The organism is Sandaracinobacter neustonicus, from assembly GCF_006385875.1.
GTDB classification, from domain to species: domain Bacteria; phylum Pseudomonadota; class Alphaproteobacteria; order Sphingomonadales; family Sphingomonadaceae; genus Sandaracinobacteroides; species Sandaracinobacteroides neustonicus.
This window is the reverse complement of the sequence record NZ_VFSU01000021.1, coordinates 131,814-154,628: the sequence shown is the minus strand read 5'-3', so window position 1 is coordinate 154,628 and position 22,815 is coordinate 131,814. Positions and strand designations below refer to the sequence as shown.

Annotated in this window: 21 protein-coding genes; 17 read left to right on the top strand and 4 right to left on the bottom strand. The window is 65.0% G+C overall.

The features are described from left to right. Nucleotides 1-50: 50 nt before the first annotated feature. Nucleotides 51-1,574, bottom strand: a complete 1,524-nt coding sequence (locus tag FJQ54_RS08055) for an AarF/UbiB family protein (protein WP_140927895.1) — start codon at nt 1,572-1,574, stop codon at nt 51-53. Nucleotide 1,575: 1 nt separating this feature from the next. Then, the gene (ubiE, locus tag FJQ54_RS08050) at nt 1,576-2,313 is read right to left on the bottom strand and encodes a bifunctional demethylmenaquinone methyltransferase/2-methoxy-6-polyprenyl-1,4-benzoquinol methylase UbiE (protein WP_140927894.1); all 738 of its coding nucleotides are present in this window, start codon (nt 2,311-2,313) and stop codon (nt 1,576-1,578) included. Nucleotides 2,314-2,359: 46 nt separating this feature from the next. On the opposite strand from ubiE, the gene mutM reads away from it, so the two are divergent. The 3 genes from mutM to dnaA all read left to right on the top strand — a co-directional run bounded on the left by mutM (nt 2,360) and on the right by dnaA (nt 6,165). Continuing rightward, nucleotides 2,360-3,172, top strand: a complete 813-nt coding sequence (gene mutM, locus FJQ54_RS08045) for a bifunctional DNA-formamidopyrimidine glycosylase/DNA-(apurinic or apyrimidinic site) lyase (RefSeq protein WP_140927893.1) — start codon at nt 2,360-2,362, stop codon at nt 3,170-3,172. A gap of 365 nt (nt 3,173-3,537) precedes the next feature. Further along, complete coding sequence (rpsT, locus tag FJQ54_RS08040) at nt 3,538-3,801, top strand: 30S ribosomal protein S20 (protein ID WP_140927892.1); 264 nt, start codon at nt 3,538-3,540, stop codon at nt 3,799-3,801. 867 nt (nt 3,802-4,668) lie between these two features. Beyond that, nucleotides 4,669-6,165: a chromosomal replication initiator protein DnaA gene (gene dnaA / locus FJQ54_RS08035; protein ID WP_140927891.1), complete on the top strand. Its 1,497-nt coding sequence runs from the start codon at nt 4,669-4,671 to the stop codon at nt 6,163-6,165. A gap of 273 nt (nt 6,166-6,438) precedes the next feature. Here the strand turns inward: dnaA and FJQ54_RS08030 are convergent, their stop codons facing one another. Further along, entirely contained in the window at nt 6,439-6,846 is a 408-nt protein-coding gene (locus tag FJQ54_RS08030; protein WP_140927890.1) for a GFA family protein, read from the bottom strand. A 221-nt stretch (nt 6,847-7,067) separates the two neighbouring features. Between FJQ54_RS08030 and thrS the strand changes: the two genes are divergently transcribed. The 3 genes from thrS to FJQ54_RS08015 are packed head-to-tail and all read left to right on the top strand — an operon-like array spanning nt 7,068 to nt 10,746. Then, nucleotides 7,068-9,086 (top strand): threonine--tRNA ligase, encoded by a 2,019-nt coding sequence (gene thrS, locus FJQ54_RS08025; protein WP_140927919.1) that lies wholly within the window; start codon nt 7,068-7,070, stop codon nt 9,084-9,086. After that, nucleotides 9,086-9,517, top strand: a complete 432-nt coding sequence (locus tag FJQ54_RS08020; protein WP_140927889.1) for a TIGR01244 family sulfur transferase — start codon at nt 9,086-9,088, stop codon at nt 9,515-9,517. Before thrS ends, FJQ54_RS08020 begins: the two co-directional genes overlap by 1 nt. An 11-nt stretch (nt 9,518-9,528) precedes the next feature. Continuing rightward, nucleotides 9,529-10,746, top strand: a complete 1,218-nt coding sequence (locus tag FJQ54_RS08015; protein ID WP_140927888.1) for a patatin-like phospholipase family protein — start codon at nt 9,529-9,531, stop codon at nt 10,744-10,746. A gap of 624 nt (nt 10,747-11,370) precedes the next feature. Here FJQ54_RS08015 and FJQ54_RS08010 read toward each other — a convergent pair. Further along, on the bottom strand, nt 11,371-11,934 hold the full coding sequence (locus FJQ54_RS08010) for a thiamine phosphate synthase (protein WP_140927887.1): 564 nt from the start codon (nt 11,932-11,934) through the stop codon (nt 11,371-11,373). A 22-nt stretch (nt 11,935-11,956) separates the two neighbouring features. Here FJQ54_RS08010 and FJQ54_RS08005 point away from each other — a divergent pair, with 22 nt between their 5' ends. The 11 genes from FJQ54_RS08005 (at nt 11,957) to FJQ54_RS07955 (ending at nt 22,813) form a co-directional block, all read left to right on the top strand. Continuing rightward, nucleotides 11,957-12,649, top strand: a complete 693-nt coding sequence (locus FJQ54_RS08005) for a YggS family pyridoxal phosphate-dependent enzyme (protein ID WP_235890365.1) — start codon at nt 11,957-11,959, stop codon at nt 12,647-12,649. 294 nt (nt 12,650-12,943) lie between these two features. Continuing rightward, entirely contained in the window at nt 12,944-13,405 is a 462-nt protein-coding gene (locus tag FJQ54_RS08000; protein WP_181160045.1) for a PEP-CTERM sorting domain-containing protein, read from the top strand. A 92-nt stretch (nt 13,406-13,497) separates the two neighbouring features. Then, nucleotides 13,498-14,073 carry a TadE/TadG family type IV pilus assembly protein gene (locus FJQ54_RS07995; RefSeq protein WP_140927884.1) on the top strand — a complete coding sequence of 192 codons (576 nt, stop codon included), beginning with the start codon at nt 13,498-13,500 and terminating at the stop codon, nt 14,071-14,073. A 51-nt stretch (nt 14,074-14,124) separates the two neighbouring features. Continuing rightward, nucleotides 14,125-15,285 (top strand): TadG family pilus assembly protein, encoded by a 1,161-nt coding sequence (locus FJQ54_RS07990; RefSeq protein ID WP_140927883.1) that lies wholly within the window; start codon nt 14,125-14,127, stop codon nt 15,283-15,285. 773 nt (nt 15,286-16,058) lie between these two features. Continuing rightward, nucleotides 16,059-16,238 (top strand): Flp family type IVb pilin, encoded by a 180-nt coding sequence (locus FJQ54_RS07985; RefSeq protein WP_235890364.1) that lies wholly within the window; start codon nt 16,059-16,061, stop codon nt 16,236-16,238. A gap of 237 nt (nt 16,239-16,475) precedes the next feature. After that, entirely contained in the window at nt 16,476-17,345 is an 870-nt protein-coding gene (gene cpaB / locus FJQ54_RS07980) for a Flp pilus assembly protein CpaB (protein ID WP_140927882.1), read from the top strand. 59 nt (nt 17,346-17,404) lie between these two features. Beyond that, nucleotides 17,405-18,817 carry a type II and III secretion system protein family protein gene (locus FJQ54_RS07975; protein WP_181160044.1) on the top strand — a complete coding sequence of 471 codons (1,413 nt, stop codon included), beginning with the start codon at nt 17,405-17,407 and terminating at the stop codon, nt 18,815-18,817. 3 nt (nt 18,818-18,820) lie between these two features. Continuing rightward, nucleotides 18,821-19,153, top strand: a complete 333-nt coding sequence (locus FJQ54_RS07970) for a hypothetical protein (protein WP_140927880.1) — start codon at nt 18,821-18,823, stop codon at nt 19,151-19,153. Nucleotides 19,154-19,155: 2 nt separating this feature from the next. Then, nucleotides 19,156-20,412, top strand: coding sequence for an AAA family ATPase (locus FJQ54_RS07965; RefSeq protein ID WP_140927879.1), 1,257 nt, complete (start codon nt 19,156-19,158; stop codon nt 20,410-20,412). Continuing rightward, a complete protein-coding gene (locus FJQ54_RS07960) occupies nt 20,409-21,827 on the top strand; it encodes a CpaF family protein (RefSeq protein WP_235890363.1) in 1,419 nt (472 codons plus the stop codon). The genes FJQ54_RS07965 and FJQ54_RS07960 overlap by 4 nt, the downstream gene beginning before the upstream one ends. Continuing rightward, a complete protein-coding gene (locus FJQ54_RS07955) occupies nt 21,827-22,813 on the top strand; it encodes a type II secretion system F family protein (RefSeq protein ID WP_140927878.1) in 987 nt (328 codons plus the stop codon). Before FJQ54_RS07960 ends, FJQ54_RS07955 begins: the two co-directional genes overlap by 1 nt. Nucleotides 22,814-22,815: the final 2 nt, after the last annotated feature.

Sequence of the window (22,815 nt, the reverse complement as noted above, 5' to 3'; positions counted from 1 at the left end):
GGCGGCCTTTCAGTCAGGCGGCGGCTGAACCCGGGCTGAGCGGAGCCCGATCAGAACAGCCCGCCCAGCAACATGCCGCCCACCCCCAGCGCCGCGCCCAGCAGAATCCAGGGCCAGCGCGCCGGGCCGCGTTCGGGCAAGGGCGGCAGCGGCGGCAGCGGCGGGGCGGCGCTTTCGGCGGGCAGCGCGCGCACGAAGCGCTGCGCCAGCCCCGGCAACTTCTTCAGCAGCCGCACATTGGCGATCAGCGCGTCGGCAGCCTTCGCCTCCGGCCCCAGTTCGTCGCGAATCCAGCCCTTCACATAGGGCGCGGCGACGTCCCACATGTTCACATCCGGGTCCAGCGACAGGGCGACGCCCTCCACCATCACCATGGTTTTCTGCAGCAGCAACAGGTGCGGCTGCACCGCCATGTCGAACTGGCGGGTGATGGAAAACAGCCCGTCCAGCAGGTTGGCGACGGAGATGTCGCGCGTGCGCTGGCCGCGAATCGGCTCGCCCACGGCGCGCAGCGCGGTGGCAAAGGCGCCGATATCATGGTGCGCCGGCACATAGCCCGCCTCGAAATGGATTTCCGCCACCCGCCGGTAATTGCCGGTGATCAGGCCATAGAGAATCTCGGCCAGATACACCCGCGCCCGCCGGTCCAGCCGCCCCATGATGCCGAAATCGATCAGCACCAGCTCGCCGCCGGGCGTCAGCAGCATGTTGCCTTGATGCATGTCGGCATGGAAGAAGCCGCCGCCGATCGCCTGCTTCAGGAAACCCCGCACCAGGGAAGCCGCCAGCCGGCTCTTGTCCACGCCGCTGGCGTTCACGGCGGCCAGATCGGTCAGCTTGATGCCGTCCACCCACTCCAGCGCCAGCGTGCGGCGGGTGGTCAATTCCCACAGCACGGCCGGGATGCGGATGCCCGGTTCGCCGCGCACGGCTTCGGCCAGTTCGCTGGCGTTGCCCGCCTCGCGCCGAAGGTCCAGCTCGGCATGGGTCCATTGCCGGAAGGTCTCGATCACCACGCGCGGCTTCAGCCGGGCGAACTCGCCGCCCAGCCGCTCCACATGCGCGGCGGCCCAGGCATAGCTGGCGAGCGCGCTGCTGAACTCCGCCTCAACGCCGGGCCGCAGCAGCTTCAGCGCAATCGTCCGCCCATCCTTTGTCACCGCCCGGTGAACCTGCGCGATGGAGGCTGCGCCTGCGGGCGTTTGCGAGATATCGGCCAGATTGGCGCGCCAGCCGCCGGGCAACGCCGCGTTCAACTCCGCCTCCACCTGCGGCCATGGCGCGGGCGGCAGATCATCCTGCAACTTCCGCAGGTCCGCCGCCGCCTCCGGCCCCACCAGATCGGGCCGGGTCGCCAACGCCTGCCCCAGCTTCACGGCCGCCGGGCCGCAGCTTTTCAGCCCGCCCGCATAATCGGGCAGCATCGGCGCGCCGGTGCCAAAGCGCAGCAACCGCGCCCCGAATCGCGCCAGCCCCGGCACATCCGGGTTGTGCTCGAATGGCCGCAACACCCCATGCGCCGCCAGCCGCCGGGCATCGCCCAGCAAGCGCCAGCCATGCGTCACGCCGGGCAGGTCAGAGCTTCCAGCCGCTGTGGATCGCCACCGCGCCGCCCAGAATCGGCCGCGCCTTCACCTGCCGGAACCCGGCCTCCCCGATCATCTGCGCGAATGCGGGCATGGGCGGGAAGCGCTTGATCGATTCGGCGAGGTAGCGATAGGCCTCCTCGTCATCGGCCACCACGGCCCCCACCTTGGGCACCAGCTTCAGCGTATACTGGTCATAAATCTTGGCGAAACCCGGCCATTCGCTGGCGGAGAATTCCAGACAATAGAATCGCCCGCCCCATTTCAGCACCCGGCGGATATCGCGCAGCGCCTTGGGGATATCCGTCACGTTGCGGATACCAAATGCAATCGTCACCGCGTCGAAGCTCGCATCGGCAAAGGGCATCGCCTCGGCATTGGCCTCCATAAAGTCCAGCGCCAGTCCCTTCTTCTCCGCCCGCTCGCGGCCGACTTCCAGCATACCGGGGTTGATATCGGCCACCGTCACCTTCGCGCCGCGCTTGGCAATCCGAAAGGCGATGTCGCCGGTGCCGCCCGCCAGATCCAGCACCGTCTCATGCGGCTGCGGCTTCAGCAGGGACACGAACTCGTCCTTCCACAGCCGGTGCAGCCCGCCCGACATCAGATCGTTCATCAGATCGTATCGAGAGGCCACCCGGCGGAAGATATCCCCCACGGCCTTGGTCTTTTCCTCGGGCGCCACATCGCGGAAGCCCAGCGAAACCAGTTGTTCGGTGTCTGCCATGCGCCCACCCCTAGCGCGAAGCGGGCCGCGCTGCCACATCCAACCCATGCCCGAACTGCCCGAAGTCGAAACCGTCGTCCGCGGCCTTTCGCCGCTGCTGCTGAACCGTCGCCTCACCCGCGTCACCGCGCGGAGACCCGATCTGCGCTGGCCCCTGCCCGACGATCTCGCCCAGCGCCTCTCCGGCGCGACCGTCACCGCGCTCCACCGCCGCGCCAAATATGGCCTGATGGAAACCGACCGTGGCGACACGCTGATCTTCCACCTCGGCATGTCCGGCAAATTCCACCAGCTGGCCGCCGAACCCGGCGCGCACGATCATGTGTTGTTCGTGCTCGATGATCTGACGCTCGCCTACAATGATCACCGCCGCTTCGGCTCCATGCACCTCACCCCCACGCCAGAGGCAGCCCGCCACCCGCTGCTCGCCCGCCTCGGCCCGGAGCCGCTATCAGAAGCGTTCTCGCCCCAGTCGCTCGCCGCCAGCGCCAAAAACCGCGCCACCTCCATCAAGGCGCTCATCCTCGATCAGCAGACCGTCGCGGGGATCGGCAACATCTACGCCTGCGAAGCGCTGTTTCAGGCGCGAATCGATCCCACCCAAAGCGCCGGAACCCTGAAACCCAAACAGCTCGCCGCGCTGGTGGAGGCGCTGAAAGCCACGCTGGCCGGCGCTATCGAAGCCGGCGGCTCTACGCTCCGCGACCACGCGCAAGTCTCCGGTGACCTCGGCTATTTCCAGCACAGCTTTCAGGTCTACGGCCGTGAAGGCCAGCCCTGCCCCATGTGCGGCGGGCCTGTGCGGCGGCGCGTGCAGGGCGGGCGGTCTACCTTCGATTGCCCTTTGTGCCAGCGGTAGCAGGAAGGGGCTCTGCCCCTTCACCCCGGCAGGGAGCCGTGCTCCCTGCACCCACATTACTATGCCACTCGGCGAGGTTGTGCTGATGGCTTGGTTGACTGCCTGCGGCGCGAGCGCGCTCCAGCGCCGCAGGCAGTCAAATCCCGTCACACGCGCGACGCCCGGCATAGAGCACAACGCAAATGTTGAGGGTGCAGGGAAATCATTTCCCTGCCCGCCGGAGGCAAAGTAAACCTCCCCGCCAACGCCCCCCACCGGCTGCAATCTTGACGCAGCACCCCCTCGCCGCTATGAGCGCCGCCTTTCCGGCGGGTAATATGCCTTGCCGGTGGCATTTATTGATTCTTCGAAAGTGACAGGACGACATGGCGAACACTCCGCAGGCCGAAAAGCGCATTCGTCGCAACGAGCGTCGCGCAGCGGTCAACAAGGCCCGGCTGTCGCGGATTCGCACCCAGGTGAAGAAGGTCGAGTCGGCGATTGCGGCTGGAGACAAGGCGGCGGCTTCGGTGGCGCTGCAGGCGGCTCAGCCCGAGCTGGCGCGTGGCGTGGCGAAGGGCGTGCTTCACAAGAATACGGCGTCGCGCAAGCTGTCGCGCCTGACCAAGCAGGTCGCGGCGCTGGCCTGATCCGGGTGGATGCCCCGGCGGCCGTTGAGGCCCGGGGCGTCACTTTCCTGTAACTGGAATGAAACAGCGGGTGACGGCTACGTCGCCCGCTTTGTGTTGTTCTGCAAGCGCTTGGGCACAGCCGGTTCGGTCCGGGCGAGACTCGCGATTCGCAAATGTGCAATCAAAGCGTCATAATATAATTCAGCAATTTCAATGAATTGTAGAAAAGTGGCGCAGAATCCGCTGCTTGCGCTGTCAATCGAATTATTTGTGCGTGGATGCATTTTGCGCCCTTGTGCCGGCCCGTCGGGGCTGTTCTAGTCGCCCTCCAAGCCGACCAGACGGCACTTGGGAAGGGAGAGGGCAGCAGCCCGATTCGCTTCCCGGGGCCAGGGTCGGCAGACCAGACATTCGGCGCGACGGGGCGGGATTTGCCCGTGTTTGTTCGTGCGCTGCAACCTGAAAAGCATGCTTTTCGGGAGCGGTGGAATTTTGATCGCCCGACTTTGGGCGGAAAAGTTCGCAGGAATGGCTCTGGTGGGACGCGTTCAGGCGGACATGGCCGGTTACGGCCAGTTGGTCGGCTATCTTGGGCAGACAATTAGGGGAGGGCACAACCAACATGGGTCGATCGGCAAGCCTCGGTAAATTCGCGGGCCTCAACCGTCTCGCGGCCGCTCTTCAGGGCTGGTCTCCGCTGGGCGGCCTGCCGGATTGCGAATCCGGGTTGCGAAACGCCTCGGCTGGCTGCCCGCCTTCATTTCGTGCCGCTGTTCCGTCGGGCCATCCGCTGAACTGACCTTTCCCGGTCCGTTCCGCTTTCGGCCCCGCTTCTTCGCCGGGGCCGGGCCCCGCACCATTTCAGCCGGCAGGTTCTTTTGAAAAATGCACAGTTCGCTTCCCAATGTGTCCCGCTCCAATGCGGCCCGTCGCGCCTCTGCTGAGTCGGCCGCCCCGCTTGGCGATTCGCCCTTCGCGGATGCCGGGCTGCAAGACGGCCAGCTGGACGGCGGGCTGGATCCCGATGCCGCCCGTGGCAGCCTCGATGCCCAGGCGCTGCGCGCATGGGGCCTCGTGCGCGCCCATCTCCTGTCAGACCTCGGCGAGAAAACCTTCAACAGCTGGCTGAAGCCGCTGCAACTGTCGGGCGTGTCGAACGGAGAAGTGCGACTGTCGGTGCCGTCGCGCTTCATGGCGGACTGGGTGAAGAACCACTTCGCCGATCGCCTGCGCCACGCCTTCGCCCAGCATATCCCCGGCATCCGGCAAGTGACGATTGATGTCTCCGCCGCGGCCATCGTGGAAGCCGAACCGGAAACCGCCCCGGCCCAGCCGGCCAGCGCGGATATCCCCAGCTTCGAACCGCGCTACAGCTTCGATTCGTTCGTGGTGGGCAAATCCAACGAACTCGCCTTCAACGCCGCGCACACGCTGGCCTCCTCCGTCACCTCCGGCAAAGCGGCGGGCTTCAACCCGCTGTTCCTGCACGGCCCCACCGGCCTTGGCAAAACCCACCTGATGCACGCCATCGGCTCGCAGGTGCTGGCCGCCAACCCCAAGGCGAAGGTCGTCTATCTCTCCGCCGAGAAGTTCATGGTGGAATTCCTCGCCGCGCTGCGCGCCAAAGACACCATCGCCTTCAAGCAACGCCTGCGCTCCGCAGACCTGCTGATGGTGGATGACGTGCAGTTCATCGCCGGCAAAGACAGTACACAGGAAGAATTCTTCCACACCATGAACGAGATCATCTCCGCCGGGCGCTGGCTGGTGATCTCCGCAGACCGTAGCCCGCAGAATCTCGAAGGCATCGAATCGCGAATCCTCTCGCGCCTCGCATGGGGCCTCGTCGCCGATATCAACCCGGCCGATTTCGAGCTGCGCTACAACATCCTGAAAACCAAACTCGCCGCCATGCCGGACGCGCAGGTGCCGGACGATGTGGTGCAGTTCCTCGCCCGCAAGATCGTCGCCAACGTCCGCGAACTGGAAGGCGCGCTGAACCGCGTCATCGCCTACGGAAACCTCGTCGGCCGCAAGCTGGACCTCGATTTCACTCGCGAAGTCCTCGCCGACGTGCTGCGCGCCCACAGCCGCAAACTCACCATCGACGAAATCCAGCGCCGCGTGGCCGATCACTACGCGCTGAAAATCAACGACCTCATCTCCCCCCGCCGCGCCCGCGAAGTCGCCCGCCCCCGGCAAGTGGCGATGTATCTGGCCAAGATGCTCACCCCGCGCTCCCTGCCGGAAATCGGCCGCAGGTTCGGCGGCCGCGATCACACCACCGTGATGCACGCCGTGAAGCGCATCGAAGAACTGCGCGCCACCGACCATGAGCTGGATCGGGACATCAACCAACTGCGCCGCGCTTTGGACAACTGAGTCCGCCCGCCATGCTCGTCACCCCGGACTTGCCTGCCCCGGCGAAAGCCGGGGATCCGGGGGCCAGCTTTCTTTCTGCCTCCGGCGGCCAAGGGCGCTGCCCTTGGAACCCGGCAGGGAAATCATTTCCCTGCACCTTCATAATTGGCGCTGCGGTCCGAATGCAATGTTGTGTGTGCGAGGTTTGGTTGCCTGCGGCGCTCGCCTTCCTCAGCCGGACTGGGCTGCGCGTTGCTCAAGAGCCTTCCGAGCCCGGGGTGCCGATTGGGCCCCTCAATCGAGGGCTGCCGGAATCCGGGGGCCGTGCCATTCCTCCCGTGGTAAGTCGCATACTAGGCTCATGTCGATGCCGTCCGTCGCCCGCACGGGCAGCGATGCAACGTCGAAGCCATCCAGGCAGAAGATGTTTACGCCATAATGATCCGGAGCCGCGCGCTTGCGGTGAAATACATAGATTCCACAGCGTTTGCAGAAATGGTGCTTCGCCGTCCTGCTGTTCCACTCATAGGTGGCGAGCAGATCGTGGCCCTCCTCGATTGAGAGCGCGGCCTCCGGAACTTTCGTCATCAGGGCGTTGCGCTTCACGCAGAGAGAGCAATCACAGGTTGTCAGTTCGACAAGCTCGCAGTTGAGGGTGAAGCGAATGGCACCGCAATGGCAGGAACCGCTGTATATGGTCATGGCCGGATGCTAAACCACAGCGCGCGCACGCCGCCACCCCCCCCACAACCGTTTGACACAATCCTCAACGAAATAGCCAAACAGGGGGGTGCAGGGGCGTCACGCCCCTGCCGGGTTCCAAGGGCAGCGCCCTTGGCTTGCCGCCTCATCCCTTGCCGTCTGACCCCTGCCGTCCTAGGGAGCGCCGTTGAATTCAAAGGAGTGCTTGCCCGGTGTCTGCCCTGATCCACCTGACCCTTCCGGATGGCTCGGTTCGCGAAGTCGCGGCCGGGACGACCGCTGGCGATGTGGCGCGCTCCATTGGGCCGGGGCTGGCGAAGGCGGCTTTGGCGGCTCGGCTGGATGGCGAGGTGGTCGATCTGGAGCGGCCGATTGAGCGGGATTCGAAGCTCGCCATCGTGACGGCGAAGGACGAGGCGGACGCGCTGGAGCTGGTGCGGCATGATTTCGCGCATGTGCTGGCGGAGGCGGTGCAGGGGTTGTTTCCCGGCACGCAGATCACCTTTGGCCCGGCGACGGATGACGGCTTTTACTATGACCTCGCGCCTCCGGCGAACCGGGGGCCGTTCACGGACGAGGAGCTTCCGGCGATCGAGGCGCAGATGCGCCGCATCATCGCCGCTGATAAGCCGCTGGTGCGTGAGGTTTGGAGCCGCGATGCGCTGATCGGGAAGTGGGCGGCCGAGGGCGAGAGCTTCAAGGCCGAGTGGGCGGTGGAGCTGCCCGAGGGCGAGGAACTGTCGGTCTATTGGTCGGGCAAGCCCGGCGAGGCGGGCGCGTGGATGGACATGTGCCGGGGGCCGCATTTGCCCTCCACCGGTAAGCTGGACCCGGCGGCGTTCAAGCTGACGCGGGTGTCTGGCGCTTACTGGCGCGGCGATCAGAAGAATCCGCAGCTGTCCCGCATTTACGGCACCGGCTGGCTGACGAAGAAGCAGCTGGATGCGCATCTGCTGATGCTGGAGGAGGCGGCGAAGCGCGACCACCGCAAGCTGGGCGCGGAGATGGACCTGTTCCACCTTCAGCAAGAGGCGCATGGCAGCGTCTTCTGGCATCCGAAGGGCTATCTGATCTGGCGCAGCCTTGAGGCTTATATGCGCCGTCGGCTGGATGCTGCGGGCTATGTGGAGGTGAAAACCCCGCAGGTGATGGACGCGCGGCAGTGGGAGCAGAGCGGCCACTGGGGCAAGTATCGCGAAAATATGTTCGTGATCCCCGATGAGGTTCCGAATACCGAGGACGAAGGGCCGATCATTTCGGATGATGCCGAATGGATGGCGCTGAAGCCGATGAACTGCCCGGCGCATGTGCTGATCTTCCGGCAGGGCATCAAATCCTACCGCGACCTGCCGATGCGCATGGCCGAATTCGGCTGCTGCCACCGCAACGAGCCGCATGGCGCGCTGCACGGCATCATGCGGGTGCGGCAGTTCACGCAGGATGATGCGCATATCTTCGTGCGCGAGGATCAGCTGGTGGCCGAAGTGGCCGCCTTCATCGATCTGCTGCACAGCGTCTATCACGATCTGGGCTTCGACAGTTACGCGGTGAAGCTGGCGCTGCGGCCGGAAAAGCGCTTCGGCTCGGACGAGATGTGGGACACCTCCGAGGACGAGCTGCGCCGGGCGGTGATGGCATCGAACCTGCCGGCGGACATCAAGGCCGGGTTCGAAGAGCTGGAGGGCGAAGGGGCATTCTATGCGCCGAAGCTGGAATTCCACCTGACGGACGCCATCGGCCGAACATGGCAGGTGGGGACGATCCAGTCTGACCGTGTGCTGCCCGAGCGGCTGGATGCGAGCTATGTGGGCGAGGATGGCGAACGTCACCGGCCGGTGATGTTGCACCGGGCGATCCTTGGCACCTTCGAACGCTTCATCGGCATATTGATCGAGCATCACGCCGGGCGCTTCCCGCTGTGGCTGGCCCCGGTGCAAGTGGTGGTGGCGACCATCGTGTCCGACGCGGATGACTATGCCGTTGGTCTTGTCGAGCAGCTGAAGGCGGCGGGGATTCGTGCCGAGGCGGACCTTCGCAACGAGAAGATCAACTATAAGGTGCGCGAGCACAGCCTCGCCAAGGTGCCGGTGATGCTGGTGGTGGGCCGCCGCGAGGCGGACGAAGGCACGGTTGCCGTGCGGCGGCTGGGCGAGGAGCGGCAGCAGGTGCTGCCCTTTGCCGACATGCTGGAGACGCTGCGTGGCGAGGCGCTGGCGCCTGACCTGAAACGGGGGAACTGATGGCCGACATCCGCCGCCTGACCGACAGCTTCGCGGCCGCGCCGCAGATCACGGCGTCGGATATCGCCGGGATCAAGGCGGCGGGTTTCGGCTTCATCGTCAACAACCGGCCGGACGGCGAATCGGCGGACCAGACGCCGGGCGACGATATCGAGGCCGCCGCGCTGGAAGCCGGGCTTGGCTATTGCGCCATCCCCATCGATCAGTCCGGCTTCACGGTGGAGCAGGTCGCGGCGCTGTCGGCGCTGATGGTCTCCCCCCGGCCGATCCTTGCCTATTGCCGCTCCGGCACGCGCTCCACCAACCTGTGGGCGCTGGCTGCGGCAAGCCGTGGCGAGGATGTTGAAACCATTATAGATTCGGCGTTGACTGCAGGTTATGATGTTCGGGCGCTCAGGCCCGCGATGGAGCAGCTGGCCGCGTTGAGTTGAAGGAGTGACGGATGGCGACGGAGACGAAGAGCAGCAAGTCCCGATCGCCATTGATCGATTGCAGCGTCACCCCGGTGGACGCCCGCCCGCCGCATCTGAACGTGCTGGTGCTGCAAGGCGGCGGCGCGCTGGGGGCCTACCACCTGGGCGTGTGCGAGGAACTGGCGCTGATGGATGTCGCGCCGGACTGGGTCTGCGGCATCTCCATCGGCGCGATCAACGCCGCGCTGATCGCCGGAAACCGGCCCAGCAAGCGCATCCCGGCGCTGATCCAGTTCTGGGAAAAAATCTCCTCCGGGCTGGTGCCGATGATGGGCATCCCGGACGGCACCGCGCGCGATCTCTGGTCTGAAGGCGCGGCGCTGTGGATCGCGGCAACCGGCGTGCCCGGCTTCTTCAGCCCACGTCTGCCGCCCGCCAAGTTCCAGCCCAGCGGCACCGTTGGAGCCATCAGCTACTACGACACCGAGCCGCTGCGCCAGACCCTGAACGAGATGATCGATTGGGATTATCTGAACGACGAAAGCCCCATTCGCCTCTCCGTCGGTTCCGTTTCCGTCACCACCGGGCGGATGCACTTTTTCGATTCGCGCGGCGGGCCGGATCATTGCCGGATGACGGCAGAGCATGTGATCTCGTCCGGCGCGCTGCCGCCGGGTTTCCCGCCGGTGCAGATCGGCGACGACTGGTATTGGGACGGCGGCGTCGCCTCCAACGCGCCGCTGCAGCATGTGCTGGACGAAGCCGTCGAGCATGACAAGAATGTGTTTCAGGTGGACCTGTTCCCCGCCGAAGGCCCGTTCCCGCAGACTTTGCTGGATGCGGAAACCCGCGCGCAGGACATCCGCTACGCCAGCCGCACCCGCCTTGGCACCAACTTGGAAATGGCGATGAGCCCGGCCCGGCTTGTGGTGCGCCGCATCCTCGACAGCTGCTCCCCCGACCTTGACCTGCTGAACGCACAAGAACTTGAAACCCTGAGGCAATTCGCCTGCGAGCAGCATATCGAAATCGCCCAGATCATCTATCGCGACAAAGCCTATAGCGGCAAGGCACGCGGCTATGAATTCAGCCGCCCCACCATGGAAGCCCACCGCGCCGCAGGCCGCCGGGACGCCGCCAAGGCGCTCTCCGTGCGCGACTGGCGCCTCCGCCCGGCGGTAGACGGCGTGCACTGCATCGACGTGGGCGCGGAAACGCCGGAACTGCGGGCGAAGGCGAGCCGTTAGGGCGGGGGCTGCGCCGGTATCGTTCGATATGCGGCAGGCGAAAGGCCAGGGGCCCTGCCGTTGGAGCCCGGACTGCTGATTTTTGCGCGCCGCGCGGCCAAGGGCTCTGCCCTTGGAACCCGGCAGGGAAATGATTTCCCTGCACCCTCGACAGTGGCGTTGCGCTCGAACTCCAACGTCGTGGACGTGACCAGATTCGATTGCCTGCGGCGTGACGCGGCTCTCTCTCCCCGCTGGGGAGAGAGGTGGAGAGAGGGGAGCAACGGTGGGCCAAGCCCACGAACCTCCCAACCCGCTCAGCCTGAGCTTATCGAAGGCCCCTGAGGAACCCACCAACTTCCCCACCTCCCACACCCGTCAACCCGGACTTGATCCGGGGTCCGGTGTCTTGCCCACACGTTGGAGAAGAACAGCTGGACCCCGGATCAAGTCCGGGGTGACGGGTGGAGAGGTAGGCGAGACAATCTCCCCAAAGCGCCGCAGGCACTAAACCCCCAATCTCGCGCCAAGCGGATGGCCCCCACCCCAACCCCTCCCCTGCAGGGGGGGCTTAGAACATCGGGGGTGCGAGCGGCGTCACGCCCCTGCCGGGATGAAGGGGCAGAGCCCCTTCGTTCACCACCGTCAGCGCATCACCCAACAATCGATCCCGGCGAACCCCGCCGCGCCCAGCGGTTTCAACCGCCGCGCGCGGGAAGCCGTCATCCCGCCAAGTGCGATCACCGGGCCGGGGGCGTTGCGGGCCATCAGGCCGAATCGGGCAGGCCCCAGCGCGGGTGCACCGGGGTGGGAGGTGGTAGGGAAGGCGGGGGAGAGGAAGATCAGGTCCGCGCCGGATCGGAAGCCTTGCAGCAGTTCGCGGCGGTTGTGGGCGGCGGCTGTCAGCAGTCCGCGCGATTGCGGGTGACGGTGGCGGTGGCGGTGGCGGGCGTGGGCGGGCAGGTGGCGTCCGCCCGGTGTGGGGGCGGTTTCGCTGCCGATCAGGGTGAGGTGGCGGCGGCGGGCATGGGCTTGCAGTGCGGCGAACAGGGCGCGGCGTTCGGTGGCGGGCCAGCCATAGTGGCGAAAGACGATGCCGCTGCCGCGGGGCAGGCGGTCCAGTGCCGCCCACAGCGGGTCGTCGGGGTGCAGGCCGCCCAGCCGCTCGTCGGTGAACAGCCACAGGGTCGGAACTCTTGCCCGGCGCATGGGCAGGGCTTACCGCAACGCCATGAAGAAGGCCATTGCAGCTTCCGCCCCGCAGCCGGAGGGATCCGCCGCCGAACGTTTGCGCGAGATTCAGGCGGTTGCGGCCGCCGAGGCGCGGGCGGGCGGCCATCCGGCGCCTAAGCTGGTCGCGATTTCGAAGACGTTCGAGGCCGATGCGATTCGCCCGCTGATCCACGCCGGGCAACGGCTGTTCGGGGAGAATCGGGTGCAGGAGGCGGCGGCCAAATGGCCGGAGCTGATCGCGGAATGGCCGGATATCGAACTGCATCTGGTGGGGCAGCTGCAATCGAACAAGGCGGCCGACGCGGTGCGGCTGTTCGGGGCGATCCATTCGGTGGACCGCAGCTCGCTGGTGCAGGCGCTGGCGCGGGCGATCGATTCGGAGGGCAGGGTGCCGCAGTTGTTCGTGCAGGTGAACATCGGCGACGAGCTGCAGAAAGGCGGCGTGGCGATTTCCGGCCTTCCGGCGCTGCTGGCGGAATGTGCCGACTCGGGTCTGCGCATCGGCGGGCTGATGGCGGTGCCCCCGGCCGAGCGCGATCCGGCCCCCTATTTCGCGCTGCTGGCAAAGCTGGCTGCCCGGCACGGGCTGGCGGGGCTGAGCATGGGGATGAGCCATGATTATGACATCGCCGTGCGGCTGGGCGCGACGCATATCCGCGTGGGCTCCGCCCTGTTCGGCGGGCGTTTCTGAACGGCGATTATCCCCATTTCGCTGCCCGACTGTAAACAATCTTCACGTTAACTTTTCAATCATTTGAATTTGGCGTGCAACAGGCCGATATTGGTGCTGGTCGCAGCGCCGTCAGAGCGCGCCAACAACAAATCGTCGCAAATGCATCAGGCCCGCATGGCCTGGGCCAACTTTGTTCACGTTGGATGCGGAACCCGCAGGGGATCTGTCCGGCGGAGGGCTTCTGTGAAAATTCCCACAGCAGCTGTCCGGACACTCTCACGACCGGGTTCTCAGCGGTCGGAAGTTATGGCGATGATTGGAACGAAGGAAATCTGCGCACTGTTGCTCGCCGGAGGCATGGGTGCCGGTTCTGTCGTGGCGGTGCAGAAGGCGAAGCCTGTGATCAGCAAGCAGCGCCCGGTGTCGAAGCCGAAGGTGCAGAAGACGACGCAGAGCCGTGTGCAGACGGCTTCCATTCAGGAGTGCCCCACGGTGGGGCCGGTCGGCAGTGCCGAACTGTCGCCGATTCTCGATCTGCCAACGCAAGCGCTCACCGGCTTCACGCCCTCCGGTCCGTCCGCGTTCGGCGGCGGCGGCGGCCTTGGCGGCGGTGGTGGCGGAGGCGGCAGCGGAGGCGGCGGGTTGCCGGATCCGACTCCGCCAGTGCCGGGCGTTCCGCAGCCGGATACCTGGGTGATGCTGGTCGCCGGATTCGGCTTCATGGGAATGGCGATGCGCAGGCGTGCGCCGCGCGTGCAGCATATCTCTGCTTGACTAAAATATTGCAGTATTGAAATATCGTGTCACAATGGTTGACAACGGTGTGCGGTGGAATCTGCTAACCGGTTGTTTGATTGCCGCAACTGATGTATGGCTTCGAGTCATATAAGAACAGCGGCGAGAAGGGCCGTGATATGTCGCTTGAAATGAACAGGGGTGCGCACCCCTTTATGTGCGCATATGCAGAATCCGTGTGCGCACAGTCGGGGCGGCTGGAGCCGCGCCAATTGAACGCGGGGGGGCATGGGCTTCTCCGGCGTTTGCGGCGGCGTCGCGATGGCGCGGTCGCGGTGGAATTCGCACTGGTTCTGCCGGTCCTGATGGGCTTGCTGTTCGGCACCATCGAATATGGGCTGACGCTGTTCACCTATAGTTCCATGCAGACGGCAGCGCGTGACGTCACGCGGCAGATGGCGGTGAACACGGTCGCCTCAGGCTCGGCTGTTACAGAGATCCGCAACCGGTTGCCCGGTTGGATGCGCACTAGCGCAACGATCACCGTTTCGCAGAGCGCGGCCGGAAATGCGGCAACGAATGTCTATACCACGGTGGTGTCGGTGCCGATGTCGAAAGCATCGCCGCTGGCCTTCTACACCAAGGCGACAAGCGAGTCGCTTCGAACGGAAGTCAAGATGAAGCAGGAGCTGCCGTTTACCAACTGAGTGGTGGCGGCTGAAAACCAGACAAGAACAATAACGGCAGGGGTTGTTTTCATGAATGGCTTGTCGAGAAATTTGCGGCGGCTGCGCCGCGACAAATCCGCAGCGGTGGCCATGCTGGTGGCACTGTCTCTTCCCGTGCTCATCGGCGCGGCGGCGCTCAGCATCGATATCGCCAACTTCCGCTATGTGCAGGGCCGGCTGCAGTCGGCAGCCGATGCGGGGGCGCTGGCGGCGATCTCCAAGGTTGACAAGGCGAGCGACGCGAAGGCCGCCGGCGTGGACTATGCCGGTCGCAACGTGCCGACGGGCTTTGGCACCGTGACGCAGAGCAGTGACGTGGAGATCGGCATCTGGGATCCGGTGGCGCGCAGCTTCACGGTGTCGGCCGATGCAACGCAGATTAACGCGGTGCGAGTCTCGGCGGTGCGCAATGTGCAGCGGCGCAACGGCGTGCCCACCATCTTCCTGCAATATTTCGATCAGAGTTCGCCGAACATGCAGGCGCAGGCCGTCGCCGCGCGCCAGCTGATCGTGCAATACGAACCGCCGGAAAAGACCGACCTTGATAACGAGGCGTGGGATTACAACCGGCTCTATGCCTATTGCTACAAATATAGCGGCACGGGAACAGCGGCATCTCGCCGCTCGCAGATGTCGCTGATTGCGGACAACATCCCGACGAGCGGCTCCGGCGTCAGCAACTTCTGGACGGAGGCCGGCAAGCGTGGCTTCGGCAAGGTGCCAAGCCCGCTGGTCTGGCCTGAGTGCGCCAAGGGCGAAAGCCTGAGCTTCCGGCTGGAGAATATCCGTGAAGTGAAGCAGGCCATCTCCAACACCACGACGACCAAGAACGCCTGGGCTGCGTATGACGCCAACAAGTCGACGAAATTGTACAACCACTACACCGACACCACGATCGCAAGCGGTGTGGAGACGTTTGGTGGCTTGACCGAATCCGTGCTGGAAACGGTGCGGTGCGACACCAAGGATCTGTGCGATCCAAACAAGACGGGCACGGTGATCCCGAAGGGCAAGAACCGCACGCCACAGGTGTCCGGCCTGCCCTGCCTGCCCGGCAAATATATGTATTTCGGATGGGAAGATCGCCCGCCGACGCATGGCAGCGACCGGGACTATGACGATATCCGTATCCTGATGCGCTGCCCCAAGACCGGCACGCTGGGCGACGGCATGTCCCGACTCGTCAGCTGACAGGGCACAATCGAACAGGGCCGGACCATCCCGGAGCGAGCGAGGGCGGATAACCGAATCGGTTGTCCGCCCTTCGCTTATGGGCTGCTGGCCAGTGAGGCTAAAGCCATGCGCGTTTCCGGGCCAACGCGGGTGGTGATCAGGCTGTGGCTTTCCGATTCGCGGGGATGGCCAGCCGGCAGCATCGGTGCCGGTTGAGCCTTGGTCAGCTGGCTGATCGTGCTTAGCGCCCCGATCCGGGGGCGAATCGATTATCTTTCCAGTGACTGGCCGGATTGATGCTTCGTTTGTGTTGAATATCTTCGATTCATGGCATTTTGAATGTGACGAACATGAAATCTACAGAATGTGGAGTAAAGCATGGTTCGCGTTTCATATGCTGATCCCCGCCGCTCATTCGTGGATTCCATGCCGCAAATGCGGTGCCCGGCTGCGATTCGCACCACATGATCTGGTGTGCGGCATATCCGATTCGGATCATTCTGCCGCCGGGATTTGCGCCGTGGCACGGATGTCACAATGTTAAGAAATGCAAAAAACCTTGGTTCCCAAGGGGGTTCCGGCATTTTTTTCTATTGCATCCAAAGCGGGTCATGGTTACCACTGTGGATGAGACACGGTCCGGGCCGACAGACGGAAAGCTGCCAATAGGCAGACAGTCTGGAAGCCACCCTCGTCGCGGGGGACCTGAGCTCGGAAATGCCTGGCGGCAATAACGCCAGCCAGGAAAAACAAGTCCGGCAATGTCCGGATAAAAATAGAGGGTAGTCGCTATGAAAAAGATCATGCAAAAAATGCTCGGCGATAAGGCTGGTGCTTCGGCCGCTGAATACGCCCTGATCCTCGCCGTCATCGGCGTGGGCGTTGCGGTTGCGTTCGGCCAACTCGGCGGCGCGATCAAGGGCAAGGTGGAATCGGCCACGAGCAAGATCAGCACTGCTGACGCCAGCTAAGCTGCGACAGGGTAAGTCCGGGTCCTCGCTCCCTGAGGCGCGAGGGCCCGGGCCCCGAAATGAGGCCATATTGGTCATCACACACTGGAACCGGGCTGCATTGCTGGCATTTTAGTCATCCCTGCCCGTTAACCATAATGACAATAATAACTGCGCTCTGACGGAGACGCGCGGCCGCGCCAACACCATCGCCTCGGCCAGATTGCTCCGCGTGCGCCAACTGCAAGGTGTCGGGCCATGCGTCGTTCATCCATTTTCCTGCTGCTGGGGGCGGTCCTTCTGGGCCTGCTTGCCGTGCTTGCGGCGCGCATGGTCATGAACAAAGGGCCGGCTGCCGCGCCTGAAGCCGAAGCGCCCAAGACCTTCGTCGTCGTCGCGGCCAAGCCGCTGAAGTTCGGTGATAAGCTGACGCCCGACATGCTGAAGACGCAGCCCTGGCCGGGCGCGCTGCCGGCCGACGCTTTCGGCAAGACGCCGGACGCCGTCGGAGACGGCAACCGCACCGCGCTGCGCGATATCAATGAAGGCGAAGTCATTCTGGCCACAGCCGTCACCGGCGGCGCGGGCCGGCTTGCCTCGTCCACCCTGCTCGGCCCCGAAATGCGGGCCGTCTCCCTTCCCGTCTCTGAAACCTCCGGCGCGGGCGGCTTCCTCGCCCCCGGAGATCGTGTCGACGTATTCCTCACCCGCACTTTTAACGATCAGGCCTTCGCCGGGGTTGTTGTGCAGGGCGCGCGGGTTCTCGCCGTCGGACAAGTGTCCGACACCTCCACCAGCGAACCCACCATCGTGAAATCGGCCACCATCGAAGTGACCCCTGCCGAAGCGCAGAAGATCGCGCTGGCCCAGGCCGTGGGCACGCTGCAGGTCGCGCTCCGCGCCACCGGCGACGAATCGCGGGTGCCGCTGCAGACGGTGAACGCCTTCGACACCTTCAACATGCGCCCGCCGCCGGAAGCCAATGCCGGCGCTGCCGCCTCTGCCCCGGCCGCTGCGGCCGCGCGCTCGGGCGGAACCGCCCCGGCCCAGCCGCGCCCCATCCCGGGCGGAACCGAAGTGCGGATCGTCCGCGGAACCGAAACCTCTGTCTATCAGGTGCCGAAATGAGCGCCCCCGTGACCGCCCCCAACGTCGGACCCACGTGGCCAAAAATGAGGACCCCTTTCATGTCCAGCAAGCCTGACCTGCGCAACATGGCGCGCAGCCTGAACGGAGTGGGCGCATTTCTCTTCCTCACGGCCTCGGCTTCCGCCCTCATCGCCCTTGCCGGACCTATTGCATCGCCGGCCGCCGCGCAGAGCATGAGCCAGTCGGACGGCAAGTCCGGCGCGGTGATGGCGGTTCCGGTGAACAAGTCGCAGGTTCTGAAGCTGGACCGCGCCTTTTCCCGGGCGATGATCGGCAACCCGGAAATCGCCGACGTGATGCCGCTTTCGGCCAACAGCGTCTATGTGCTGGGCCGCGCAACCGGCTCCACCAATCTCGCGCTCTATGATCGCAGCGGCGGCCTGATCGCCGTGGTAGACGTAGTGGTCGGCCCGGATACGCAGGGGCTGAAGCGGCAGATCGCCGACACCTTCCCCGGCGAAGATATCCAGATCAACAGCGCCAATGATTCGATCGTGGTGCGCGGTCAGGTTTCCAGCCCGATCGCTGCCGAACGCATCGTCGCGCTGGCGGAAACCTATGCGCCGCAGAAGGTCGTCAACATGCTGTCGGTGGGATCGCCGCAGCAGGTTCTGCTGGAAGTGCGCATCTCGGAAATGTCGCGCGGCACGGTGAAGCAACTGGGGATTTCGCAGGCGAGCTGGAAGGACGGCTCCATCAGCCGTGCGACCGACATGGCGCAAGGCCCGTTCGCGGGTGTTCTCACCAGCCTGTTCGGCTCCACGCTGGACATCCAGTTCGAAGCGCTGGAGCGTCAGGGCCTCGTCCGCACGCTGGCCAATCCGAACCTTGTCGCCCTGTCCGGCGAAACCGCCAACTTCCTGGCGGGTGGGGAATTCCCGGTGCCGACCGGGGTGGACATGCAGGGCCGGGTGCAGATCGAGTTCAAACAGTTCGGCGTCGCGCTGGCCTTCACGCCAACGGTGCTGGGCGATGGCCTCGTCAACCTGCGCGTCGCGCCGGAGGTCAGCTCTCTGGATCGCGATGCCTCGGTCGAGCTGGACGGCACCACCATTCCGGGGCTGAAAGTGCGCCGCGCCGTCACCTCGCTGGAGCTGCGCGATGGGCAATCCTTCGCCATGGCGGGGCTTATCCAGTCAGACTTTTCGGATTCGGTACGTGCGGTGCCGCTGCTGGGCAAGCTGCCGATCATCGGCGCGCTGTTCCGCTCCACCGCCTTCAACAAGCAGGAAACGGAACTGGTCATCACCGTGACGCCGCGGATCGTCCGCCCCGTCCGGCCGGACCAGATCGCCGTTCCCACAGACCGAATCCAGGCGCCAAGCGCCACGGACCTGTTCCTTCTTGGAAAGACAGAATCCCGCAAACCGGTCGCCAAGCCGTCGTCAATAGGGGCGAACACCCCGACGCCCGGCGGAATCGACGGCGAAGCGGGACATATCGTGAGGTGAATCATGGGTCGTCGCTTTCTCACTCTCCTGCCGCTCGCCGCCTCCGGTCTTGTGCTGGCGGTCGCCCTTTCCGCCCCCGCTGTCGCCAGTGAGGACAAGGATTTCGGCTGCACCGTCACCCGCAACATCGAGACGCAGACCGTCGACATGAACCCGCGCTATGCGGGTACGCTGATGGAAGGCGGCGTCGGCAAGCGCAGCGCCGCGGCCGTCGCCCGCTATATGACGGACAAAATCCGCCCGCTGACCAAGCTGGACGGCAGCGCCGCCGTCGGCGCGCAGGGCGGTGCCGATTCAAAGGCAACCGGCTCTGAAGTGGTGCTTGGGGGGAACTGAGGATGGGCTACGAGCAGACAGGGCTGGACAAGACGGGGCTCGACATGACCGGGCAGGGCGATCCGAATGGAGTGGAACCCTGGCGTCGCAATGACGGCCGGGCACCCGGATCCGGGCCGCTGAAAGTCGTCTTCGTGCCGCGCGGGGAAGGCCGTGCGCCGGATGCCGAGGCGCTGTCGCAAGCGGGCATCACCCTGCAGCAGCAGCCCGCCGATCTCTCCACGCTCGCGGAAAATTCCCCGCTGCTGAACGAGGCGGACGCCGTCGTCGTGGAAGTGCAGCCGGGCGACGCCGCCAATCTGGACGCGTTCGACAGGCTGATCCATCTGGCGGCGGGCGGCGTGGCCGTGGTCGCCGCGGTGGAGGGCCTGACAGTCGCCGACACCCGCACGCTGCTGCGCGCCGGGGCGCTGGACGTGCTGCCGATTCCCTTTTCCGCCGAAGAACTTCGGCAGGCGGTGGAGCCTGCGCGGCGGCCGGTTCGCCCGGCGCTTCGCCATGCCACGCCGCAGCGCCGGCAAGGCAAGGTCGTCGCCTTCATGGGCGCGCTGGGCGGGGTGGGCACAACCTCTATCGCCGTGCAGACCGGCGCGGTGCTGGCCGCCAGCAGCCGGGTGGGGCTGGTCGATCTGGACGTGCAGTTCGGCAGCGCCGCGCTGTTCCTGAACCTGCACCCCAGCCTGCACATCGGCAATCTGATCGAGGACGCCGAGCGGCTGGATGCGGAATTGCTGCAATCGGTTGCGGTGCGTCACGCCTCCTCTCTGGAAGTGCTGCCCAGCCCGCCCGACGTGATGCCGCTGGACATCGTCACCCAGGAATTTGTGGATCAGCTGCTGCGCACGGCAGTGCAGATCTATGACGTGGTGCTGGTGGACCTGCCGCAAGCGTGGACGGAATGGAGCGTCCGCGTGCTGCAACGCGCCGACGCCGTGGTGCTGGTGACGAACCTGTCCGTCTCCGGCGTCTATCAGGCGCGGCGGCAGTTGGAGGTGTTGGAAGCCAACGGCCTGACCTCCAAGCTGAAAATCGTCGCCAACCGGGTGCCCACCAACCTGCTGGGCCGCAAGGCGGATACCAAGGAAACCGAAGCCGTGCTGCGCCGCAAGGTCGATTACACGGTCGGCAATGATTATCCGGGGATGAGTGGCGCGAACGACGAGGGCGTGGTGCTGAAGGCCAGCCGGTTGCTGAAGGATGTCCAGCTGCTGGCTGCCAGCCTTGCCGAATCCCTCGCGGCCGAAGCGAGTCCGCAATGATCTGGCCGAACCGCAAGCCCGGAGCGGCAGCGCCCGGCGGACCCGCAGTGGCGGAAGCCCGCCCGGCAGCGGCCGCCCCCGTGCCGAGGGCGGAAGCACCCAAGGTTTCGGCTGCGCCCGAGCCGTCTCGCATGGACATGAAGACCGACCTGAAGGTCGAGCTTCACCAGAAGCTGCTGGACCGGATCAACCTCGCCGCGCTGGAAAGCATGACCCGCGAACAGGTGGGCCGCGACATCGGCGATATCGTTGCCGAGATGCTGAAAGAGCTGAACCACGCGCTGAACCTCGCAGAGCGCAAGCAGCTGGTGGAGGATATCCTCGACGAGCTGCTGGGCCTCGGGCCGCTGGAACCGCTGCTGAAGGATGCGACGATCACCGAAATCATGGTGAACACCGCTTCTATCGTTTTCGTGGAGCGTGCCGGCCGGATCGAGGAAACACGGGCCCGCTTTGCCGACAACAAGCATTTGCAGCGGATCATTCAGAAGATCGTCTCCGGCATGGGCCGGCGGATTGATGAAAGTTCGCCAATGGTCGACGCCCGACTGCCGGACGGCAGCCGGGTGAACGCCATCATCCCGCCGCTGGCGGTGGACGGCCCGATCCTGACGATCCGGAAATTCTCCAAAACACCGGTGGATATGGACAAGCTGGTGAGCTTCGGTGCCATGCCACAGGCTTGCGCCGAAGTGCTGCGAGCAGTGGTGATGGGCCGCCGCAACGTCCTTATTTCCGGCGGCACCGGTTCGGGCAAGACGACGATGCTGAACGCCATGTCGGCCTCCATCGGTGCGCATGAGCGCGTGGTGACGATCGAGGATTCGGCTGAACTTCAGCTGCAGCAACGCCACGTGATCCGGCTGGAAACCCGCCCTGCCAACATGGAAGGGCGCGGCGAAATCAACCAGCGCGACCTGGTGAAGAACGCCCTGCGGATGCGGCCTGACCGCATCGTGCTGGGGGAATGCCGGGGCGGCGAAGCGTTCGACATGTTGCAGGCGATGAACACCGGCCACGACGGCTCCATGACCACGGCGCACGCCAACACGCCGCGCGACGCGCTGTCGCGACTTGAACAGATGATCGGCATGTCGGGTCTGGAAGTCAGCCCGAAGGCCGCGCGCTCGCAGATCGCCTCAGCCATCCATGTCGTGCTGCAGCTGGAACGTCTGTCAGACGGCAAGCGCCGCCTCACCTCGCTCGCCGAAGTGACGGGCATGGAAGGCGAAACCGTGCTGTTGCAGGAAATCTTCCGCTTCGATCGTCAGGGCATCGATGCGCAGGGCAATGTGATCGCCGAACTGAAGCCCACGGGCATCCGGCCGAAATTCATGGAATATCTCAGCGCACGCGGCATCCACCTGCCGTCACATCTGTTCGATCCCTATCGCAAGCTGGACTCGGCCGCCTGATGCTCGACAGTTCCATCATCCTGTTCGGGGTGCTGTTCCTCGGTGTCGTCCTCCTCGTGGAGGGGGCATGGTATTATTATCAGGACGTCTATGCCCCGCGCACCCGCGTCGGGCGGCGGTTGGAAACGCTGAAATCCGGGGTCATGCGCGAGCAGGTCGAAAGCTCGCTGAAGATGTCCCGCTCGGATCGCGGCGACGGGCTGCTGCCCGGCTTCATGACGCGCACGGAAGGCAAGCTGACGCAGGCCGGGATCAGCATGACGGCCGAGCGTTTCGTGATGCTGATGGGCGTGGCCACGCTGGCGCTGGCGATCGCCACGCCGGTGCTGCTGGGCTTCGCCAACATGCTCAATTCCGGCGGCTCCATCCTGCTGGTGCTGGTGTTTGCGGTCGGTGTCGGCTGCGTGATCCCGCTGGCGCTGCTGGACCGTAAGGCCACCAAGCGGATCAAGAAGTTCGAGGAACAATTCCCGGTCGCGCTGGACATTTTCGTGCGCGGCCTGCGTGCCGGCCACCCCGTTACCGGTGCGCTGGACCTGCTCGTGGAGGAAATGCCTGACCCCAGCGGTTCCGAATTCGCGACCGTGATCGCCGAAGTCGCCTATGGCGCGGACCTGCGTGACGCGCTGGAAGCACTCGCTGTCCGCGTGCAGACGACGGACGTGCAGATGTTCGCCGTCTGCGTTGCCATTCAGGCGGAAACCGGCGGCAACCTCGCCGACATTCTGGAAGGCCTCGCCAATGTCATCCGCGAGCGCAACTCGATGGTGCTGAAGGTCCGCGCGCTGGCCTCGGAAGGCAAGATGACGGCGGTGGTGCTGTCTGTGCTGCCGATCGCCGTGTTCGGCTTCATTTTCATGTCGAATCCAGATTTCTATCTGAGTGTCGCCGGTGATCCAAAATTCATGCCGGGTATGCTGGGCCTGATCGGCTGGTATTCTGTCGGCATGCTGACGATCCGCAAGCTCGTGACGCTGAAGGTCTGACG

What these genes read in the sequence shown, in the direction of transcription:
- FJQ54_RS07975 (WP_181160044.1), top strand. Translation starts at nt 17,405, where the DNA reads ATGTCCAGCAAGCCTGACCTGCGCAACATGGCGCGCAGCCTGAACGGA.
- rpsT (WP_140927892.1), top strand. Translation starts at nt 3,538, where the DNA reads ATGGCGAACACTCCGCAGGCCGAAAAGCGCATTCGTCGCAACGAGCGT.
- FJQ54_RS07985 (WP_235890364.1), top strand. Translation starts at nt 16,059, where the DNA reads ATGAAAAAGATCATGCAAAAAATGCTCGGCGATAAGGCTGGTGCTTCG.
- mutM (WP_140927893.1), top strand. Translation starts at nt 2,360, where the DNA reads ATGCCCGAACTGCCCGAAGTCGAAACCGTCGTCCGCGGCCTTTCGCCG.
- FJQ54_RS08020 (WP_140927889.1), top strand. Translation starts at nt 9,086, where the DNA reads ATGGCCGACATCCGCCGCCTGACCGACAGCTTCGCGGCCGCGCCGCAG.
- FJQ54_RS07955 (WP_140927878.1), top strand. Translation starts at nt 21,827, where the DNA reads ATGCTCGACAGTTCCATCATCCTGTTCGGGGTGCTGTTCCTCGGTGTC.
- FJQ54_RS08015 (WP_140927888.1), top strand. Translation starts at nt 9,529, where the DNA reads ATGGCGACGGAGACGAAGAGCAGCAAGTCCCGATCGCCATTGATCGAT.
- FJQ54_RS07970 (WP_140927880.1), top strand. Translation starts at nt 18,821, where the DNA reads ATGGGTCGTCGCTTTCTCACTCTCCTGCCGCTCGCCGCCTCCGGTCTT.
- ubiE (WP_140927894.1), bottom strand. Translation starts at nt 2,313, where the DNA reads ATGGCAGACACCGAACAACTGGTTTCGCTGGGCTTCCGCGATGTGGCG.
- FJQ54_RS07960 (WP_235890363.1), top strand. Translation starts at nt 20,409, where the DNA reads ATGATCTGGCCGAACCGCAAGCCCGGAGCGGCAGCGCCCGGCGGACCC.
- FJQ54_RS08010 (WP_140927887.1), bottom strand. Translation starts at nt 11,934, where the DNA reads ATGCGCCGGGCAAGAGTTCCGACCCTGTGGCTGTTCACCGACGAGCGG.
- cpaB (WP_140927882.1), top strand. Translation starts at nt 16,476, where the DNA reads ATGCGTCGTTCATCCATTTTCCTGCTGCTGGGGGCGGTCCTTCTGGGC.
- FJQ54_RS07995 (WP_140927884.1), top strand. Translation starts at nt 13,498, where the DNA reads ATGTATGGCTTCGAGTCATATAAGAACAGCGGCGAGAAGGGCCGTGAT.
- FJQ54_RS08030 (WP_140927890.1), bottom strand. Translation starts at nt 6,846, where the DNA reads ATGACCATATACAGCGGTTCCTGCCATTGCGGTGCCATTCGCTTCACC.
- FJQ54_RS08005 (WP_235890365.1), top strand. Translation starts at nt 11,957, where the DNA reads ATGAAGAAGGCCATTGCAGCTTCCGCCCCGCAGCCGGAGGGATCCGCC.
- FJQ54_RS07965 (WP_140927879.1), top strand. Translation starts at nt 19,156, where the DNA reads ATGGGCTACGAGCAGACAGGGCTGGACAAGACGGGGCTCGACATGACC.
- FJQ54_RS08000 (WP_181160045.1), top strand. Translation starts at nt 12,944, where the DNA reads ATGATTGGAACGAAGGAAATCTGCGCACTGTTGCTCGCCGGAGGCATG.
- dnaA (WP_140927891.1), top strand. Translation starts at nt 4,669, where the DNA reads ATGCACAGTTCGCTTCCCAATGTGTCCCGCTCCAATGCGGCCCGTCGC.
- FJQ54_RS07990 (WP_140927883.1), top strand. Translation starts at nt 14,125, where the DNA reads ATGAATGGCTTGTCGAGAAATTTGCGGCGGCTGCGCCGCGACAAATCC.